The organism is Rhodanobacter terrae, assembly GCF_042657005.1.
GTDB classification, from domain to species: domain Bacteria; phylum Pseudomonadota; class Gammaproteobacteria; order Xanthomonadales; family Rhodanobacteraceae; genus Rhodanobacter; species Rhodanobacter terrae.
In genome coordinates this window covers 23,303-40,202 of the sequence record NZ_JBHSNG010000025.1, presented here as the reverse complement: position 1 = coordinate 40,202, position 16,900 = coordinate 23,303, and the positions used below count along the sequence as shown (strand labels likewise).

Annotated in this window: 17 protein-coding genes and 1 pseudogene; 7 read left to right on the top strand and 11 right to left on the bottom strand. The window is 66.1% G+C overall.

The features are described from left to right. Positions 1–7: 7 nt before the first annotated feature. The 5 genes from ACFPPB_RS17185 to ACFPPB_RS17165 all read right to left on the bottom strand — a co-directional run bounded on the left by ACFPPB_RS17185 (position 8) and on the right by ACFPPB_RS17165 (position 3,041). The gene (locus ACFPPB_RS17185) at positions 8–448 is read right to left on the bottom strand and encodes a DUF2383 domain-containing protein (RefSeq protein ID WP_377329331.1); all 441 of its coding nucleotides are present in this window, start codon (positions 446–448) and stop codon (positions 8–10) included. Positions 449–584: 136 nt separating this feature from the next. After that, the gene (locus tag ACFPPB_RS17180) at positions 585–1,337 is read right to left on the bottom strand and encodes a DUF2884 family protein (RefSeq protein ID WP_377329329.1); all 753 of its coding nucleotides are present in this window, start codon (positions 1,335–1,337) and stop codon (positions 585–587) included. A 134-nt stretch (positions 1,338–1,471) separates the two neighbouring features. Further along, positions 1,472–1,936, bottom strand: a complete 465-nt coding sequence (locus tag ACFPPB_RS17175) for a hypothetical protein (RefSeq protein WP_377329327.1) — start codon at positions 1,934–1,936, stop codon at positions 1,472–1,474. Continuing rightward, positions 1,936–2,466: a peroxiredoxin gene (locus ACFPPB_RS17170; protein WP_377329325.1), complete on the bottom strand. Its 531-nt coding sequence runs from the start codon at positions 2,464–2,466 to the stop codon at positions 1,936–1,938. The genes ACFPPB_RS17175 and ACFPPB_RS17170 overlap by 1 nt, the downstream gene beginning before the upstream one ends. 116 nt (positions 2,467–2,582) lie before the next feature. Next, positions 2,583–3,041, bottom strand: coding sequence for a hypothetical protein (locus ACFPPB_RS17165; protein WP_377329323.1), 459 nt, complete (start codon positions 3,039–3,041; stop codon positions 2,583–2,585). A 299-nt stretch (positions 3,042–3,340) separates the two neighbouring features. Here ACFPPB_RS17165 and ACFPPB_RS17160 point away from each other — a divergent pair, with 299 nt between their 5' ends. Further along, positions 3,341–3,757: a universal stress protein gene (locus ACFPPB_RS17160; RefSeq protein ID WP_377329321.1), complete on the top strand. Its 417-nt coding sequence runs from the start codon at positions 3,341–3,343 to the stop codon at positions 3,755–3,757. Between the two features lie 148 nt (positions 3,758–3,905). Continuing rightward, the gene (locus tag ACFPPB_RS17155) at positions 3,906–4,727 is read left to right on the top strand and encodes a ferritin-like domain-containing protein (protein WP_377329319.1); all 822 of its coding nucleotides are present in this window, start codon (positions 3,906–3,908) and stop codon (positions 4,725–4,727) included. 25 nt (positions 4,728–4,752) lie between these two features. Here the strand turns inward: ACFPPB_RS17155 and ACFPPB_RS17150 are convergent, their stop codons facing one another. The 3 genes from ACFPPB_RS17150 to ACFPPB_RS17140 form a co-directional block, all read right to left on the bottom strand. Next, positions 4,753–5,208, bottom strand: coding sequence for a DUF6491 family protein (locus ACFPPB_RS17150; protein ID WP_377329317.1), 456 nt, complete (start codon positions 5,206–5,208; stop codon positions 4,753–4,755). A 62-nt stretch (positions 5,209–5,270) separates the two neighbouring features. Beyond that, positions 5,271–5,987 (bottom strand): hypothetical protein, encoded by a 717-nt coding sequence (locus ACFPPB_RS17145; protein WP_377329315.1) that lies wholly within the window; start codon positions 5,985–5,987, stop codon positions 5,271–5,273. A gap of 69 nt (positions 5,988–6,056) precedes the next feature. Continuing rightward, the gene (locus ACFPPB_RS17140; protein ID WP_377329313.1) at positions 6,057–6,923 is read right to left on the bottom strand and encodes a LytTR family DNA-binding domain-containing protein; all 867 of its coding nucleotides are present in this window, start codon (positions 6,921–6,923) and stop codon (positions 6,057–6,059) included. 157 nt (positions 6,924–7,080) lie between these two features. Between ACFPPB_RS17140 and ACFPPB_RS17135 the strand changes: the two genes are divergently transcribed. Next, entirely contained in the window at positions 7,081–8,913 is a 1,833-nt protein-coding gene (locus tag ACFPPB_RS17135; protein WP_377329311.1) for an FAD-binding oxidoreductase, read from the top strand. Positions 8,914–8,937: 24 nt separating this feature from the next. Here ACFPPB_RS17135 and ACFPPB_RS17130 read toward each other — a convergent pair whose 3' ends face one another. Together ACFPPB_RS17130 and ACFPPB_RS17125 are read right to left on the bottom strand one after the other, a co-directional pair. Beyond that, positions 8,938–9,084: a hypothetical protein gene (locus ACFPPB_RS17130; protein WP_377329309.1), complete on the bottom strand. Its 147-nt coding sequence runs from the start codon at positions 9,082–9,084 to the stop codon at positions 8,938–8,940. Positions 9,085–9,169: 85 nt separating this feature from the next. Further along, a pseudogene (locus tag ACFPPB_RS17125) lies at positions 9,170–9,241 on the bottom strand (hypothetical protein); the annotation flags it as partial. Between the two features lie 163 nt (positions 9,242–9,404). Here ACFPPB_RS17125 and ACFPPB_RS17120 point away from each other — a divergent pair. The 4 genes from ACFPPB_RS17120 (at position 9,405) to ACFPPB_RS17105 (ending at position 14,098) form a co-directional block, all read left to right on the top strand. Next, positions 9,405–10,658 (top strand): MFS transporter, encoded by a 1,254-nt coding sequence (locus tag ACFPPB_RS17120; protein WP_377329307.1) that lies wholly within the window; start codon positions 9,405–9,407, stop codon positions 10,656–10,658. Between the two features lie 10 nt (positions 10,659–10,668). After that, on the top strand, positions 10,669–11,586 hold the full coding sequence (locus ACFPPB_RS17115; RefSeq protein WP_377329305.1) for an arginine deiminase-related protein: 918 nt from the start codon (positions 10,669–10,671) through the stop codon (positions 11,584–11,586). A gap of 282 nt (positions 11,587–11,868) precedes the next feature. Then, positions 11,869–12,204, top strand: coding sequence for a hypothetical protein (locus tag ACFPPB_RS17110; RefSeq protein WP_377329303.1), 336 nt, complete (start codon positions 11,869–11,871; stop codon positions 12,202–12,204). Positions 12,205–12,487: 283 nt separating this feature from the next. Then, a complete protein-coding gene (locus ACFPPB_RS17105) occupies positions 12,488–14,098 on the top strand; it encodes an MFS transporter (RefSeq protein ID WP_377329301.1) in 1,611 nt (536 codons plus the stop codon). Between the two features lie 39 nt (positions 14,099–14,137). Here the strand turns inward: ACFPPB_RS17105 and aceE are convergent, their stop codons facing one another. Then, the gene (gene aceE / locus ACFPPB_RS17100; protein WP_377329299.1) at positions 14,138–16,873 is read right to left on the bottom strand and encodes a pyruvate dehydrogenase (acetyl-transferring), homodimeric type; all 2,736 of its coding nucleotides are present in this window, start codon (positions 16,871–16,873) and stop codon (positions 14,138–14,140) included. Between the last annotated feature and the right edge of the window lie 27 nt (positions 16,874–16,900).

The window sequence follows — 16,900 nt, the reverse complement described above, 5'->3', positions numbered from 1 at the left end:
GCCTCCCTTAGTGGTGCGCGGTACCGGCCAGGCTATGCATGTCCAGGTGGATGCCGCGCAAGCGCGGCAGCTGCCGGCGCAAGGCCAGTGCGGACTCGACCGGCGCGTCGGCAATGGCCTGCTCGAACGCATGCAGCAACGCACTTTCCTGATGCGCCAGCGCGCGGATCCAGGCATTGTCGCGACTATGCGCGGCATGCGTCAGCCAACTGGCCATATGGCGGCGGACGGCGCCGCGCCAGGTCCCATGCTCACTCGGCTTGCCGTCGTGGGCGCGCAGCTGTGCCTGCAGGTCGGCGATCAGCACATCCAGCGTCTGCATGTTTTCATGCAACACCATGCGCAAGCCCGGCTCGCAGGCCATCGCGGCACGCCGATAGAGCCGGCGCAGGTCGATGCTGCGCCGGATCAAGGCATTGCAGGTGGATGGCACGATGTACGTCGACATGGCCGCTTTTGCCGCATCACGAGTGGAACACGGCCCCATCGTCGCTCTTGCCCACTTAGCCGCAGCTAAACCTTGTGGATCTACCGGACGACAGTCGGTTCGCGTTTGGGGGGCTCGCACAGCGTAGTGAAGGCGCTCATTGCCCCAGTTGCAGCAGGTTCAACGGCTGACCGTTGCTGCCGCGCACGCCTTGCTGCAACTCGGCGAGCCGCTGGATCGACGGGCACAACACCTCGATCTGCGGGCGCAAGGCCTGCATGCGCTGCTGCATGCGCGGTTGCAGTTCGGTGGCGATATCCGCCGCTCGGTCGCGCAGCGTGGCCGCGGTATCCATGTCGCCGCCCAGTGCCGCATTGATCGCCTGCTGACCCAGATCTGCCGCCAGCAGAGGCAAGAGATCGGCGCCGATCTGGTTCATGGCCTGATCGGCGGCATCGCCTTGCCAGTCATGCGTGCTGCGGCTGACCTCGATGCGCCGCTTGAGCTCGCTGGCGTGTGCGCTCAGGCGGCGATTGAATTCGGCACGTGTATCGGCGCTCAGACCCATGCCATCGGCCTCGGCGCGCATCCCCTGCACCGCCATGTCCAAGCCGTTCTCCGCCACCTTGCGCAACCGTGGTGCCAGTGCGCGCAGTTCGCGTTCGAACAGCACCAGCCGATCCTGATCCTCGGCATTGAGGTGCACGGCGACACCGTCGGTGCGCAGCGCACCTTGCTGAAGTTCAACGTGAAACGGCGCCGGCGCCGCCCGATCGAACAGCAGGCTCTCCGTCTTCAGGGTCACGTCATAGCTGCTGCTGGCATGGCAGGTGGCGGCCAGATCCTGGGCATGCACACACAGTACGGCCGACAACGACAGCAGGACGACAAGCAAACGAAGCACACGCATCGACTGAATTCCGGTGAACGATGCGTCAAGCGATACCTTCTCGCGGACCAACCCATGCTGAATGCGGCGAGTCGGCGTAACTAAAACACTCGCAAACGGAGCGCTTATGGTCGCCATTGCCAATGCCATCAACCCTACCGTTTGAACTGCGCACGTACCGCCGGCCGCCCCAGTTGCCATGCCAGCCACAGCAGCAGCGGGATCGCGATCGCCTTCAGGGCCAGCCCCACCTGCCAGGTCCGCTGCGCTCGCGCGATCATCCACAACGCGACATCGCCCAGCTGCGGCTGTGCCTGCGCATGCTGCCGGGCGATGTCGAAATCGCCCCACTGCTGCAGCATCAGCACGCCGCTGAGCGCGGCCCACAACGCCAGCAGCAAGGCCAGCACCTGCAAGATCGGCCGCGCCCATGCCTGGCGCAGGATGCAGCCGGCGCACACCACGACGATCAGCAACGCGGCCAGCAGATAGCCGTATTCAGCATGCTGCAGATACTGCACGGCGCCTGTCGCGGCGAGCAGCAGCAGTATCCACACGCCGACCGGCCACGCCGAGAAGCGCCGCGCCGACGCCATACCGGTACCCGCCGTCAAAGGCATCAAGGTGCCGCCTTCAGCTTGGCCAGGTCGCTCATCACCTGGGCGGAATTCTTCTCCGGGTCGACATCCACGTAGACCTTGGCGATCCTGCCCCGCGGATCGATCAGGAAGGTGGTGCGCTTGGCGTAATGCATGCCGAGGTGTTCAGTGAGCACACCGTAGCTGGCGGCCACCTTGCGGTCGGCATCGGCCAGCAGCGGGAACGGCACGTGATACTTCGCGGCGAATTCGGCGTGGGATTTCACGTCGTCGAGGCTCACGCCGACGACTTCGGCACCCGCCTTGCGCAGCTTCGCGATGTCATCGCGGAACGTGCACACCTCGGTGGTGCAGCCTGGCGTGAAATCCTTCGGGTAGAAGTACATCACCAGCCAATGGCCGCGAAAGTCGGCCGGCGCGCGCCAGTGGCCGTTCTGGTCCTGCAGACGGAAAGCGGGGGCGACCTCGCCCACCTTCGGGGTAGCGGCGAATGCCGGAGCGACAAGAGCGCACAGCAGGATCAACACGAGCAAACGGGAAAGACGGCGCATGACGAAATCTCCGGTCGGGGAGGCAGGGTGGGGGCGATGCACAGACACGGCAGTTTACGCGCCCCGACGAAGAAGGGCGCCGATGGCGCCCTTCTTCGTCATGCCCATAGTAGATATCAGGGTCTGCTGATGGTGAACTTGCCCACCGAGACGCCCAGATTGACGCCTTCGCCCGTGCCGGTCAGGGCCAGCGAAGTGGTGCCCTTGGTCAGCACCTGCGCGGTGCCGCTCTTGACCACGCCAGCTTCGGCACCGGCCTGCGCATAGTTGCCGTATACCTCATTGATACTGTGCACATGGCTGATTTCGCCCTTGCCATTGTCGATGTGGTACTTGCCGGCGGTAATGCCGCCGCCGACCACGGTGATCTTCACATTCGCGCGCTGGCCATTGTCGCAGGTGATCGTGCCATGGCCTTCGGCGTGCTTGTAGATCAATGACCAGCCGGAGAGGTTGAACGCAAGATCACATTTCACCGAGGCTTCGGCGGCCTGCGCGCTGCTGGTCGGCAGCACGGTCATTGCACCCGCGCAGGCCAGTACCAGGGCGGCCATTCCAAAAGTACGCTTGATCATTGTCATCTCCTTGGGTTCGTGCGGGATCGGATTCGTTCGCCTGCGCAGACCGGAGTACCCATCGGAAGATCGGCCAGCCGCTGCGTGGTGATGGCATCGTGTGCATGGGACCGTGACAATGGTGTGCAGACGCATGACGTCCGTTCAGATTTCCGATTTGATGCTTCGCTAACAAACTGCCGCGCAGACTGTATTCGGCCGGGAGTGGCGACATCGTGCGGGCCACGCCGAGGGTTGTCGCGTCGCTCGCACCCTGCATAGACTTCGCATGGCCTTGATGCGGACCGCAGAGGAGAACCATGGTCAAGTATTCACTGGTCGGATACGACGGCTCCGATGCCGCCCGCCGCGCATTCCAGTTCGCCATCGACCTGGCCCGCTGCGGCCATGGCCGGGTGCGCGTGGTGTCGGTGTTGCAGATCACCGAAGGCGGTGCCGACGCCTGTGCGCTGATGATGGCCGACTCCGGCAGCCGGCGCGCTCAAGAGCTGCTGGACGAACTGACCGCGATCGTGCCGGATGCCGCCGCGCTGGTCGATGTCGAACTGATACACGGCAGTCCCGGCGATGTGCTCCTGAGCCAGGTCGATCAGCACGCGGTGGATCACATCGTGATCGGCCACACCGAACGCGGCGCGCTGGCGCGCTGGCTGCTTGGTTCGGTATCCGAAAACGTGCTGGCGCGAGCTCACGTGCCGGTGACGGTGGTGCGCTGAAAGCGTCGCGGCATATCGACCAAGACTGAACTGCAAGTAGGGCGGCGTTAATCCGACGGCTTGCTCAGGCCGTATCCTGTGTCACCCCTTTGTCATGCGAGCGTCGGCACTCGGCTCTCGCCAACACGCTGCCGCACAGGAAATCCGCTTGAACTATGCGACCGCCCTGCCCTGGACTCTGGAGAGTCTCGATCTCGACCGCATCGAGCTCGCGCGCGTGCGCCACGACGAGGATCTGTTTTTCCTGCTGTGCAGTTCGTCGTTCGTCGAGAGCGGCTCGGAGCTGTACACGCAGAACCTGATCGATCATTTCGCCGGCGACCAGGACTTGCAGACCTGGCTCAGCCAGCACTGGGAACACGAGGAACTGCAGCATGGCCGCGCGCTGGCTGCCTACGTCAGGAGGGTCTGGCCGGAGTTCGACTGGGACAAGGGCTTCCAGGCGTTCTGGAACGAGTATGGCGCCGTGTGCACGGCCGAACAGCTTGAACCCTGCCGCGGCCTGGAGCTGGCCGCCCGCTGCGTGGTGGAAACCGGCACGGCCAGCCTGTATCGAGCACTCAACGAGATCACCGACGAGCCGGTGCTGAAGCTGCTGACCAACCACATCAAGAGCGACGAAGTGCGCCACTACAAGCACTTCTACCAGTATTACCGGCTATATCGGGAACGCGACGGTTTCGGCCGCTACAAGGTGTTCCGCGCGATCCTGCGCCGGGTCAACGAGATCAAGAGCGAGGACAGCGACATCGCGTTGCGCCACGTGTTCAACCAGTGCTATCCGCAGCACCTGGGCAACGAGATCGAGTTCCGCCGCATCAGCGATCGCGCGCAGGGACTGCTGCGCCGGCATATCCCGGCCGGCATGACGGTGAAGATGCTGCTCAAGCCGCTGGATCTGCCAGCGCGGCTGCAGAGCGCGCTGGAAAAGCCGCTGGCGCGGATCACCGAGAAACTGTTCCTGCACTGAAGCACTCCGGAGCAGAACGCCCCGGTTACTGCGCCGTGGGTTGCTTGTCGGTACTGCGCGGCGCGCTCTTGATCAGCCGCTGTTGCCGCTGCGCTGCCTTCAGGCTTTTCACATCGACCGGACGGATCTGCGTAATGGTGCAGGGGAAACTGCGCCGGCCGGTGAGTACCTTGTCGAAGCCCACCATGACCTGGTTGAGATTCGAGGTGAGTCCGATGCTGTTGACGAAGGCCAGGTCCTGGCAACCGCCGCCGACATCCAGCAGCCAAGCTTCGTTGGGCCGGGTATAGACGGCCAACTGGCTGTCGCTCAGCGGCTCCCACGAATACAAGGTGAAGAAACGGAACTGGCGCACCGGCGCGCCGGCAGCGGCTGCGTACGCGGCCTGGCGCTCGCCGATGCGTTGCGCATAAGGCGCGCTGGCGCAGGCGGCAAGCAGCGCCGCCAACGTCGTCGCCCACAGAACACGGATCATCGACATGACACCAACCTCCATCGGCGGGTATTCATTCAACGCGCGAACCGCCTTCGGGTGTACCGGAACTACTTCTTTTTCTGCTTGCCCACGCCGACCCATTTGGCCGGATCGAATCCGCCGACCTCGTAGACCAGGGTCTGCTTCTTGTCGCCGTCGGCAAGGGTCACGTCCAGCGTGATCTTCTTCGCCTTCTGCAACATCGCGATGAACGCCTTGTCGTCGCGGATCATCAGCGCGGGCTCGCCGGTGGATGGCGCGAACGCCATGATGCGCACCGGTTTGCCGTCGGCCGTGCCGGCGATGGCGCAGTTGCCGCGACAGACGAAACCGGGCTTGCTGCCGTACAGGAACACGCTCTGGCCCCAACTGGTGTGCCGGCGCAGTACCAGCTGCACGCCACCGTTGACGATGGTGGCGGTGGACTGAGTGCCGCCGGCCATCGGCGAGACCTGGTACAGCCACAGGCTGGTCAGGCGATACTTTTCGCTGGCTTCGGCATAGCGTTTCTCGATCTCCGGCAGCGTTTGCTGTACTTCCTTCGCAGCATCGCTGTTGGGGAACCTCTTGACGATGTCCTGGCCCATCGTCACCGCCATCTCGTCGTTATGGATGCGTAGCAGCTGGCGATAGGTGTCTAGGTTGCGCGTGGCATCGGCCGCCCGGGACTGCGCTTGCTGCTGCGCGGCATCCGGCGCCGGCGCGCCGCTGTTCTGCGAGCACCCGGAAAGCAGCGCGGATACGCAGAAAGCCATCACGACGTAACGGGAAAAGGCGGGCTTCATGGGCGACCTACCGATGGGAACGGGCCGCTAGCTTGGAACGATCTGCCGCTGCCACGCAACCGGCCGCACTCAGTCCGGTTGGCCGAAGCGCTCGCGCAAGGCGGCGCGGTAACGCCGGCTGCAGGGAATTTTCACGCCGTCGCGCATCTGCAGGCGCGCATCGCCGGTTTCCGCCGGCTCGATCTCGGCCAGATAGTCGAGGTTGATGAAGTAGCCGCGATGCACCCGCACGAAACGCGCCGGGTCCAGCCGGCTCTCGATGCCGGCCATCGTGGCGCGCAACGGATAGTCGCGGCCACGCACATGCAGGTTCACGTAATTGCCGGACGCCTGCAGCCATTCGATCTCGCTGGCGTTGATCAGGAACTCCTTGCCCAGCTTGCGTACCAGGAAGCGCGCGGGCCGTTCCACGGGCTCCACCGGCGGGCCGTCGTCCGGTTCGGCCAGCAGCTTCGCCTCGCCTTGCTGGCGCAGCAGCCACAGCCGCGACAGGCAGATCAGCGCGACGATGAGAAAATAGCTGCGGATGTCCTTCAAGTACTCGTAGCCGAAGTTCGGCCACCACGCGCCGAAACGGTAGTGCAAGCCCACCATCCCATAAGCCAGCTTGCGCAGCCCGACCATGCCGGCCACGTGCACCAGGCTGAACGCCACGCTGGCCAGCAGCTGCCAAGGCAGGCTTTGGCGCCAGGTATCGAAGCGGAACGGCCAGCGCCGCTCCACCGCCTTAACGAAGGGGATCAGCAGCAGGACCAGCAGCGCGCTGCTCGATTCCCACACCCATGGTTCCCAGCTCGCCGTGCGGGCATGGTCGATCTGTGCAACGAGACCGTTGAACACGGTGTTGAGGATGGACAGCGCCACCCAGAAGGCAACCTCGACCGAGGGACGCCAACGCTGAAAATCCCTGTATCCGACATCCGCCTGCTCGTTCATGCCGGCGATTCTACGTGGCCGCCGCGAAATCCCCATGCGTCCCGTCCCGCACCGAAGTCGATTCGTCCCTGACTGCCCGCCATCCGTCACCCCGCACTGGGAATGACGGCGACAGCGGCCCATGCTGACCGCTGACCATCCCGTCCGGAGCGATACGATGAAAAGGCGCGACTTGCTGAAGGCTGCCGTCACACTGCCCCTGCTGCCCTTGCTGATGCGCAGCGGCACGGCCCTGGCGCACGGCGCCGGCACTCTCGCTACGACCGTGCGCTCGCGGCTGCGCCCGGGCCAACCGGGCTGGCCCGCGGCCGTGGAATGGGAGCAGCTGAAACGTCAGGTCGGCGGCCGGCTGCTGAAGCTGGAATCGCCGTTCGCCCCTTGCGACGCGGCGCAGCCGGACAGCGCCTGTGCACAGGTGCTCAAGCAACTTCACAACCCGTTTGCGGTCGGCGACAACCCCGCGCTGACCCAGACCAGCGGCTGGGCCGACGCCTGGACCTCGCAACCCAGCGCTTATGCCGTGGCGGCCGAGCATGCGGCCGACGTGGTCGCAGCCGTCAACTTCGCCCGCAAGCACCATCTGCGCCTGGTGGTGAAAGGTGGCGGCCACAGCTATCAGGGCACCTCGGACGCGCCGGATTCATTGCTGGTATGGACCCGCCACATGAACCAGGTGAGCCTGTACGACGCCTTCGTGCCGCAAGGCTGCGCCGGCCATGTGGCGCCGCAAACGGCGGTGAGCGTGCAGGCGGGCGCCATGTGGATCGACGCCTACAATGCCGTGACCACCCGTGGCGGCCGCTACGTGCAGGGCGGCGGCTGCACCACGGTGGGCGTGGCCGGGCTGGTGCAGAGCGGCGGCTTCGGCAGCCTCTCGAAGCGCTGGGGTACGGCGGCGTCCAACCTGCTCGAGGCGGAGGTCGTCACCGCCGACGGCCGGGTGCGCATCGCCAACGCCTGCACGAACCCGGAGCTGTTCTGGGGCCTCAAGGGCGGCGGTGGCGGCAGCCTCGGCGTGGTCACGCGGCTGACCCTGCGCACCTTCGAGCTGCCCGACTCCTTCGGCGGAGCCAACCTCACCGTCAAGGCCGATTCGGAGGCGGCCTACCGCGCCCTGATCGCCGAGGCGGTAGGCTTCTACCAGCGCGCCCTGTTCAACCCGCACTGGGGCGAGCAGATGAAGTTCTACGGTGGCGACACCTTCGAGGTCTCCATGATGTTCCAGGACCTCACCAAGCAGCAGGCCGAGCAGATCTGGGCCCCCTTCCTGGCCTGGGTACGTGCCCGCAAGGACTGTCGCGTCACCAAACCGTTCCAGGCACTGGCGGCACCGGCCAGGCATCTCTGGGACGCCGAATTCCTCCGCAAATACCTGTCGGACGCGATCGTGGCGGACGACCGGCCGGATGCGCCGCGCGACCGCTTCGTATGGGCCGGCGACCGGGAACAGGCGGGCTGGTTCATTCAGGGCTACCAGTCGGCCTGGCTGCCGGCTTCGCTGCTGCAGCCGGAGCGGCAGGCGTCCTTGGCGGAGGCCTTGTTCGAGGCCGCGCAGCACCAGGGCGTCTCGTTGCACTTCAACAAGGGGCTGGCCGGCGCACCGGCCGATGCGATCGCCCGCGCTCGCGACACGGCCACGCATCCGCAGGTGCTGGACGCCTTCGCCCTCGCCATCAGCGCCAGCGGCGACGATCCCGCCTTTCCCGGCATGCCGGGCGCGAAACCCGATCTGGCCATGGCGCGGCGCATGGCAGCGGCTGTCGGCAAAACGATGGATGCATTGCGCGCGGTGGCACCGGACTCCGGTTCCTACGTCTCGGAAAGCGACTACTTCCTGCGCGACTGGCAGCGGGGCTTCTGGGGCAGCAACTATCCGCGCCTCGCCGCCGTGAAGCGCAGGTACGACCCCGACGGCCTGTTCTTCGTGCACCACGGCGTCGGCAGCGAGGACTGGAGCGCGGATGGCTTCACCCGTTTGCGCGGCGGGTGATGCACCGGACTCGACGACAGGAATTCAGCTCTCGCCCGCCATGGTCGAGTCCAGAAGCTCGACCCGCACGACCTGATCCAGCCTGACCCGCCGGCTCCATTCGGGCACATCGGGCCGCTGCAGTTGCACGAGGGCGTTGACGCCCTCGTGTTCGTCGGCGTCGCGAAACATCTGCACGTTCGGCCGCGCCGCTGACCACGCCCTGGCAGCTGCTGCCGTCCTTGAGCAGCAACACGACATGGCCGTTGGCGGGCAATTCGCCGATGATCGATTCCAGCCTGCGGATGCTGGCCGTATCGGTGTACACATGGTTCGCCTGCCTGCCCATGGGATTCGCCCCGTGTAGCCGATGGATGAAGCCCCACGCTAATCGGCAAAACGGAAAAAACCTGTCAATTTGCCGCGCTGCGGGCTGAACGGCGCAACCTGCCGCCTGCGCTATGCCGAACAAGGCGACAGCCCGATAATAGCCGTCCACGCAAGGACAACTGATGCCATCCGTCACCACGCCGCCGGCAGATTCGCTGCTGCAGCACCGCGCGTTTGTCGCGTTCTGGTTCGCCCGGATCGCTTCGGGGTTCGGCTTCCAGATGCTTTCGGTGGCGGTAGGCTGGCAGATCTACGCGGTCACCGGCCGCGCGTTCGATCTGGGCCTGATCGGCCTGGTGCAGTTCGTGCCGTCGCTGCTGCTGGCGCTGCCGGCCGGACATGTCGCCGATCAGTTCGAACGGCGCCGCATCGTGTTGCTCGGCCAGGTGGTGGAATGGATCGCGATCGCGCTGCTGACCGGCATGAGCCTGGCGCACGGCATCCACGAGGTCGGCATCCTGCTGCTGGTGTGCGTGATCGGCATCGCCAAGGCGTTCGAGTTTCCGGCGCTGCAGTCGATGCTGCCGGCCCTGGTGCCGGCGGCGATTCTTCCGCGCGCGATGGCGGTGAGCGCGTCGGCCGGACAGGCGGCGATGATCATGGGCCCGGCGCTGGGCGGTTTCCTCTACGTGGCCGGACCGGGCGTGGTCTATTCGGTATGCGGCGCGCTGTACCTGGTCTCCGTGGCGTTGATGGGCCGCCTGCACTACGAACAAGCCCCGCCGAAGCGCGAGCCGGCCACGCTGAGGACGCTGTTTGCCGGCGTGCATTTCATTCGCGCACGCAAAGACGTGCTCGGCGTGATCTCGCTGGACCTGTTCGCCGTGCTGCTTGGCGGCGCCACCGCGTTGCTGCCGATCTTCGCCAGGGACATCCTGCACACGGGCCCATGGGGACTGGGTCTGCTGCGCGCGGCACCGGCGGTGGGTGCGTTGCTGATGTCGGTGTGGCTGGCACGGCACAGTCTGCAGCAGCGGGTCGGCACGATCATGTTTGCTGCGGTCGCCGGCTTCGGGGTGGCCACGCTGGTGTTCGCCGTGTCGACCACGCTGTGGCTGTCGCTGGCGGCGCTGTTCGCGCTGGGCGCGTTCGACATGGTCAGCATGGTGATCCGCGGCGCACTGGTGCAGCTGGAGACGCCGGACGACATGCGTGGCCGGGTCAGCGCGGTGAATGCGATCTTCATCAACACCTCCAACCAGCTCGGCGAATTCGAGTCGGGCATGCTCGCCGCGTGGGTGGGCGCGGTGAGTGCTACGGTGATCGGCGGCATCGGTACGCTGGCGGTGGTCGGCCTGTGGATGGGAATGTTCCCGACCCTGCGCCAGCGCCAGCGGCTGCACGTGGAAGCCGCTGCACCCGCAGATACTCGTTAGGAGTCATTGCATGATCACCATGTCGGCTACCGAATTCCTGGAAGCCTATGCCGCGTTGACTCCGCTGCGAGATGCGATGGCGACTGCGCGGGCGGCGTACCTTGTCGCCCCGGCCGAGTTCAGCCTGGCGGCGGAATCGGCGCGCGACAACCGCTACATGGACATGAGCCTTGCCGTCGACCCGCTCAAGGCACTGGCCCAGCACAGTGCGCTGGCGCGGGCGCTGCGCGCGGACTGTCCGGTCATCACGTTCCCCGGCAATCCGGCCACGCCCGACGCCGTGTTTCCCAACAACGTGTTCGGCACCGCGCCGGGCCGGCTGGTCATCGGCCGCATGCGTCATGCCGTGCGCCAGCGCGAGGCCGAGCGGTCCGACATCCGCGGCTTCTTCGCCGACCTGCTGGGTTACGACGAGATCGACCTGTCCGGCTGCGACGACCTGGTCGCCGAGCTGACCGGCTCGCTGATCATCGACCGCGCCCGCGGCGTCGGCTACTGCGGCCTCAGCGAGCGCTGCAACCCGGCCGGCGCGCGGGCGATGCACAAGGCCTTCGATCTGCGCCTGACCTTCTGTTTCGAACTGGCCGAATCCGAATACCACACCAACGTCGTACTGACCTTGCTGGCCGGCCGCGCCGCGATCATCGCCGCCGACGGCTTCCGCGACCCGGCCGTGCCGCAGGCGATCGCCGCAGCCTACGGCGATCGCGCGGTCTGGCTGACCCCGGCCCAGAAGCAGGCGTTTGCCGGCAACGCGATCACCTTGTCCGGCGAACGCGTGTGGATGAGCACCCGCGCCGCCGCCTCGCTCACTGACGAACAGGTCGGGACGCTGAGCGATTACGGTTTTGCTGTGGACACGGTGGACCTGAGCGAGATCGAGAAAGCCGGCGGCAGCCTGCGCTGCTGCGTGGGCGAGATCTACTGATTCGATGATCGCCCCCAGGAAATGGGTAGGGGCCCGCTAGCGGGCGATGCCATTGCTTTGATCTTCCCTACCCAGCATCAGAGCAACAGCATCACCGTCAGAGCAAGAGCATCGCACGCTCGCGGGCTCCTACACGCGTACCAGGCCGAGCGGCACCGGCGCGCCCTGCAACAAGCGGCGATCGCCGGCCAGGCTGAACGGATCGGCGCGGCAAGGTCCGCTGTTTACGCACCGCTCACGACGCCGCTGGCAGCCTGTGACACCTGAGCCAAGGAGAACGTCATGCGCCATCGTGATATCGAACGCCAGATTCGCGACACCACCGACCGCGCGGGAGAACGTGCGCGCCACTACGCCGATGACGCCGCCAACACCGCGCAGAATCTGCTCGAACGTGGACGTCGCCGCATCAACGAGCGTTTCGGCAAGCGCGGCAAGCAATACGGCCAGCAGTTGACCCAGGCCGCCGAGGATCTTGCCGACGAGGCGAACTACCACTATCGCCGGCTGCGTCGTCAGGTCAGCCGTCATCCCGCGGCCACGGTGGCGATCATCGCCGGCACCATCGGTGCGTTCCTGCTGCTGCGCCGCGCATTCCGCAGCGACGACGACGAGTAGACGCCCATCTCATACGAAAGGGCCGGACGATCGCTCGTCCGGCCCTTTCGTTTTTCGCGCAAGGCACCGTCTGCGGGCCTATCCACACTGAGGGCTACGACGTTCGCCTGGCATGAGGCGCCGCGGCGACATCCGTCGTTGCGCCTGCACCGTCGCTCACATTGGTGTCGATGACGACGCGCTGGCCGAAAGACGGCGTCGGATGGATTCGCCGGCCAGTCCACCGCCGCCGCCATGGGCTTGCCACTGCTAAGCTGGCCGTCTTATGCCGCTGCAACCACCCATGCGCTCAAGAGACATCACCTTCCACCACCCCGCGGCGTTCTGGCTGGGCTGCGCTGCGGTGGTCGCGGGCGTGCTGGCGCACCTGCCGATGCTGGCGATGGCCGCGCCGATGCATTACCACCTCGCCGGCATGCCGATGGACAACGCGATGCTGGTCGGCATGGCGCTGGTGCCGCTCGGCGTGCTGCTGGCCGGCTACGGCCTGATGCCGCGCATGGAACAGATGCGACGCACGCTGCACGCCCGGCGCAGCCCGCTGCCGTTCCACATCACCGACCACGTACCGCTCAATCGCGAACATTGGAAACTGGTGGCCGTGCTGACCATCGCACTGGCGGTCGACGTGATGAAACCGGCGACGATCGGCTTCGTCATGCCGGGCATGTCGGCCGAATACGGGATCAGCGGCTCGGCCGCGGGATGGCTGGCGCTGTCGGCGCTGGTCGGCACCACGGTCGGCTCGGTCGTGTGGGGCCGCCTCGGCGACCTGTTCGGCCGCCGCGCGACGATCCTGCTGTCCGCGCTGATGTTCATGGGCACGTCGATCTGCGGCGCGATGCCGGCGTTCGGCTGGAACCTGGTGATGTGTTTCATGATGGGCGCCGCCGCCGGCGGCATGCTGCCGATCACCTTCACCTTGATGGCCGAGACGATCCCCACCGCGCATCGCGGCTGGCTGCTGGTCGCCCTGGGCGGGGTCGGCACCTCGGCCGGTTACCTGCTGGCCTCGGGTGCGGCGACGCTGTTCGAGCCTACCTTCAGCTGGCGCGCACTGTGGCTGCTCAACCTGCCGACCGGCGGGCTGATCGTGTTCCTCAACCGCTACATTCCCGAGTCGCCGCGCTTCCTCGCGCTGGCCGGGCTGGAGGATCAGGCGCGGGCCGTGCTGCAGCGTTTCTCCGGCGGCGCGCTGGCGGCTGACCCGCCCGTGATGCATGACCGGCCCGAAGCCGCGCCGGCAACGAAGGAGCCGGCGCGGATCGGCTTGCGCCGCCTGCTGCGCGGCCGGCACGCGCACATCACCTGGGGCCTGGCGATGTGCGCTGTCGGCTGGGGCCTGGTGAACTTCGGCTTCCTGCTGTGGCTGCCGGCGAACCTGGTCAAGCTGGGCATCGACGCCCACGCCAGCAGCGCGCTGCTGGCGCGCTCGGCGATCCTCGCATTGCCCGGCATCGGCATCGTCGTGTGGTTCTACCAGCGCTGGAGCAGCATCCGCACACTGGTGCTGTTCGCCGGCATGGCGACCGGCGCCCTGCTGTTCTTCTTCGTGATCGACCTGGCCGATCTGCGTTCGCCAACGCTCACCATGCTAGGCACGGTGGCGCTGTTGCTGAGCATCAGCGGCGTGATCGCCACGCTGATTCCCTACGCGGCGGAAATCTATCCAGTGCACTTGCGCAGCAGCGGCGCCGGGCTGATCGCCGCCTGTTCGAAGTTCGGCGGGATCCTCGGCGCCGGACTCGGCGTGGCCGGCCTGTTCGACCACTTCATGCTGTCGGCTGTGCTGATCGCGCTGCCGCTGGCGGCGGCGGGCTGGATGCTTGCGCGCAGCGGCATCGAAACCCGCGGCCACGACCTGGAGACGATCCAGGAAGTGCTGTCGCGCTGAGCGCGCCCCGCCGGCATGGCGCCGGCGAGGCGAGCGGAATCACACTGTCAGCGGATTCGGCTTGTCCTGGTCGAGCTTGTATTCCTTGATCGCGCGGCTGACGTCCTTGGCGTTGACCTTGCCGTCTTTCGCCAGCGCGGCCAGCGCGGCATGCGCGATCCAGTAACGGTCGACTTCGAAGAAGTCGCGTAGATGCGCACGCGTGTCCGACCGGCCGAAGCCATCGGTGCCCAGTACGGTGTAACGCATGCCATCGGGCATGAACGCACGAATCTGATCGGCGTACTCGCGCACGTAGTCGGTAGCGGCGATCGCCGGGCCCTGGCGACCGTCCAGCAGGCCGGTGACGTAGGGCACGCGTTGCTCGGCCTCGGGGTGCAGGCGGTTCCAGCGCTCGGCGTCGAAGCCGTCGCGACGCAGCTCGATGAAGCTGGGGCACGACCAGATGTCGGACTCGACACCGAAGTCGTTCTTCAAAAGATCGGCGGCCGCGATGACCTCGCGCAGGATCGCGCCCGAGCCGAGCAACTGCACGCACGGCGCCTTGCTCTTGCCCTTGGCCTTGCCCGACTCCCCATTGCCGGCTCCCGAATCGCGGAACAGGTACATGCCCTTGATGATGCCTTCCTCGGTACCCCCACCCTTATCAGACTTGGGCAGGTCGGGATGGCTGTAGTTCTCGTTCATCACGGTGATGTAGTAGTAGATGTCCTCCTGCTCCTGCATCATCCGGCGTACGCCGTCCTGCAGGATCACCGCTACTTCGTACGAGAAGGTCGGGTCGTACGACTTCACGTTCGGGATCGCGCCGGCCATCAGGTGCGAATGGCCGTCCTCGTGCTGCAGGCCCTCGCCGTTGAGGGTGGTGCGCCCGGCGGTACCTCCGACCAGGAAGCCGCGCGAGCGCATGTCGCCGGCGGCCCAGCACAGGTCGCCGATGCGCTGGAAACCGAACATCGAGTAGTAGATGAAGAACGGCAGCATCGCCTGGTTGCTGATCGAATAGCTGGTCGCCGCGGCCATCCACGAGGCCATGCCGCCGGCCTCGCTGATGCCTTGCTGCAATACCTGGCCCTTCTGGTCCTCGCGGTAGTACAGCAGCTGGTCGGAATCCTGCGGCTTGTACTTCTGGCCGAACGGCGCATAGATGCCGATCTGGCGGAACATGCCTTCCATGCCGAACGTGCGCGCCTCATCGGCGACGATCGGCACCACGCGCTCGCCCAGCTGCTTGTCGCGCAGCAGCAGGTTGATGCCGCGCACCAGCGCCATCGTGGTGGAGATCTCGCGCTCGCCGGTGCCCTTGGTGATCTGCTCGAACGCAGCGAGTTCCGGCGTCTTCAGCTTCGCGTCGGCCTTGCGCCGGCGCTGCGGCAGGGAGCCGCCCAGGGCCTTGCGCCGCTCCAGCATGTACTGCACTTCCGGCGAGTCCTTGCCCGGGTGGTAATACGGCACGTCCTTCAGCTTGTCGTCGCTGATCGGGATCTGGAAGCGGTCGCGGAAATGCCGCACCGACTCGTCGTCCAGTTTCTTCTGCTGATGGGTGGGGTTCTGCGATTCGCCGGCCGCGCCCATGCCGTAGCCCTTCACCGTCTTGGCCAGGATCACGGTCGGCATGCCCTTGGTGTTCGACGCCGCGTGATACGCCGCGTAGACCTTGTGCGGATCGTGGCCGCCGCGGTTCAGCCGCCAGATGTCGTCGTCGCTGAGGTTGGCGACCATCTCGCGCGTTTCCGGGTACTTGCCGAAGAAATGCTCGCGCGTATACGCGCCGCCGAACGCCTTGCAGGCCTGGTATTCGCCGTCGACGGTTTCCATCATCAGCTTGCGCAGCACGCCCTTGGTATCGCGAGCGAGCAGCGGATCCCAGTAGCTGCCCCAGACCAGCTTGATCGCGTTCCAGCCAGCGCCACGGAACTCGCCTTCCAGTTCCTGGATGATCTTGCCGTTGCCGCGCACCGGACCGTCCAGCCGCTGCAGGTTGCAGTTGATCACGAAGATCAGGTTGTCCAGTCCTTCGCGGCCGGCCAGCGAGATCGCACCCAGCGACTCCGGCTCGTCGCACTCGCCGTCGCCCATGAAGCACCAGATCTTGCGGTCGCTCTTGGGCACCAGGCCGCGGTGCTCGAGGTACTTGAAGAACTGCGCCTGGTAGATCGCCTGGATCGGGCCCAGCCCCATCGACACCGTCGGCACCTGCCAGTAGTCCGGCATCAGCCACGGATGCGGGTACGACGACAGCGCGCGGCCCTTGCCGACCACTTCCATGCGGAACAGGTCGAGCTGGTCCTCGGCCAGCCGGCCTTCGAGGAACGAGCGCGCGTAGATGCCGGGGCTGGAATGGCCCTGGTGGAACACCAGGTCACCCGGATGATCGGCACTGGGAGCGCGCCAGAAATGGTTGAAGCCCACGTCGTACAAGGTGGCGCTGGAGGCGAAGCTGGCGATGTGGCCGCCCAGCTCGCCCGGCTTGCGGTTCGCCCGCACCACCATCGCCATCGCGTTCCAGCGGATCAGCGAGCGGATGCGCCATTCCATCGCGGCGTCGCCCGTCATCTTCGCCTCGTTCGCCGGCGCGATGGTATTGACGTATTCGGTGGTCGGGTCGAACGGCAGGTAGCCGCCGGCGCGCCGCGTGCCGTCGACCATGCGCTCCAGCAGGAAGTGCGCGCGTTCGGTGCCATCGTGATGGATCACCGCGTCGAGCGAGTCCATCCACTCCCGGGTTTCGGTGGGGTCGATGTCCTGATTGAGGATATCGTCGAGCTGATCCATGAAAATTCTCCGCGGCGCCGTTGCAGC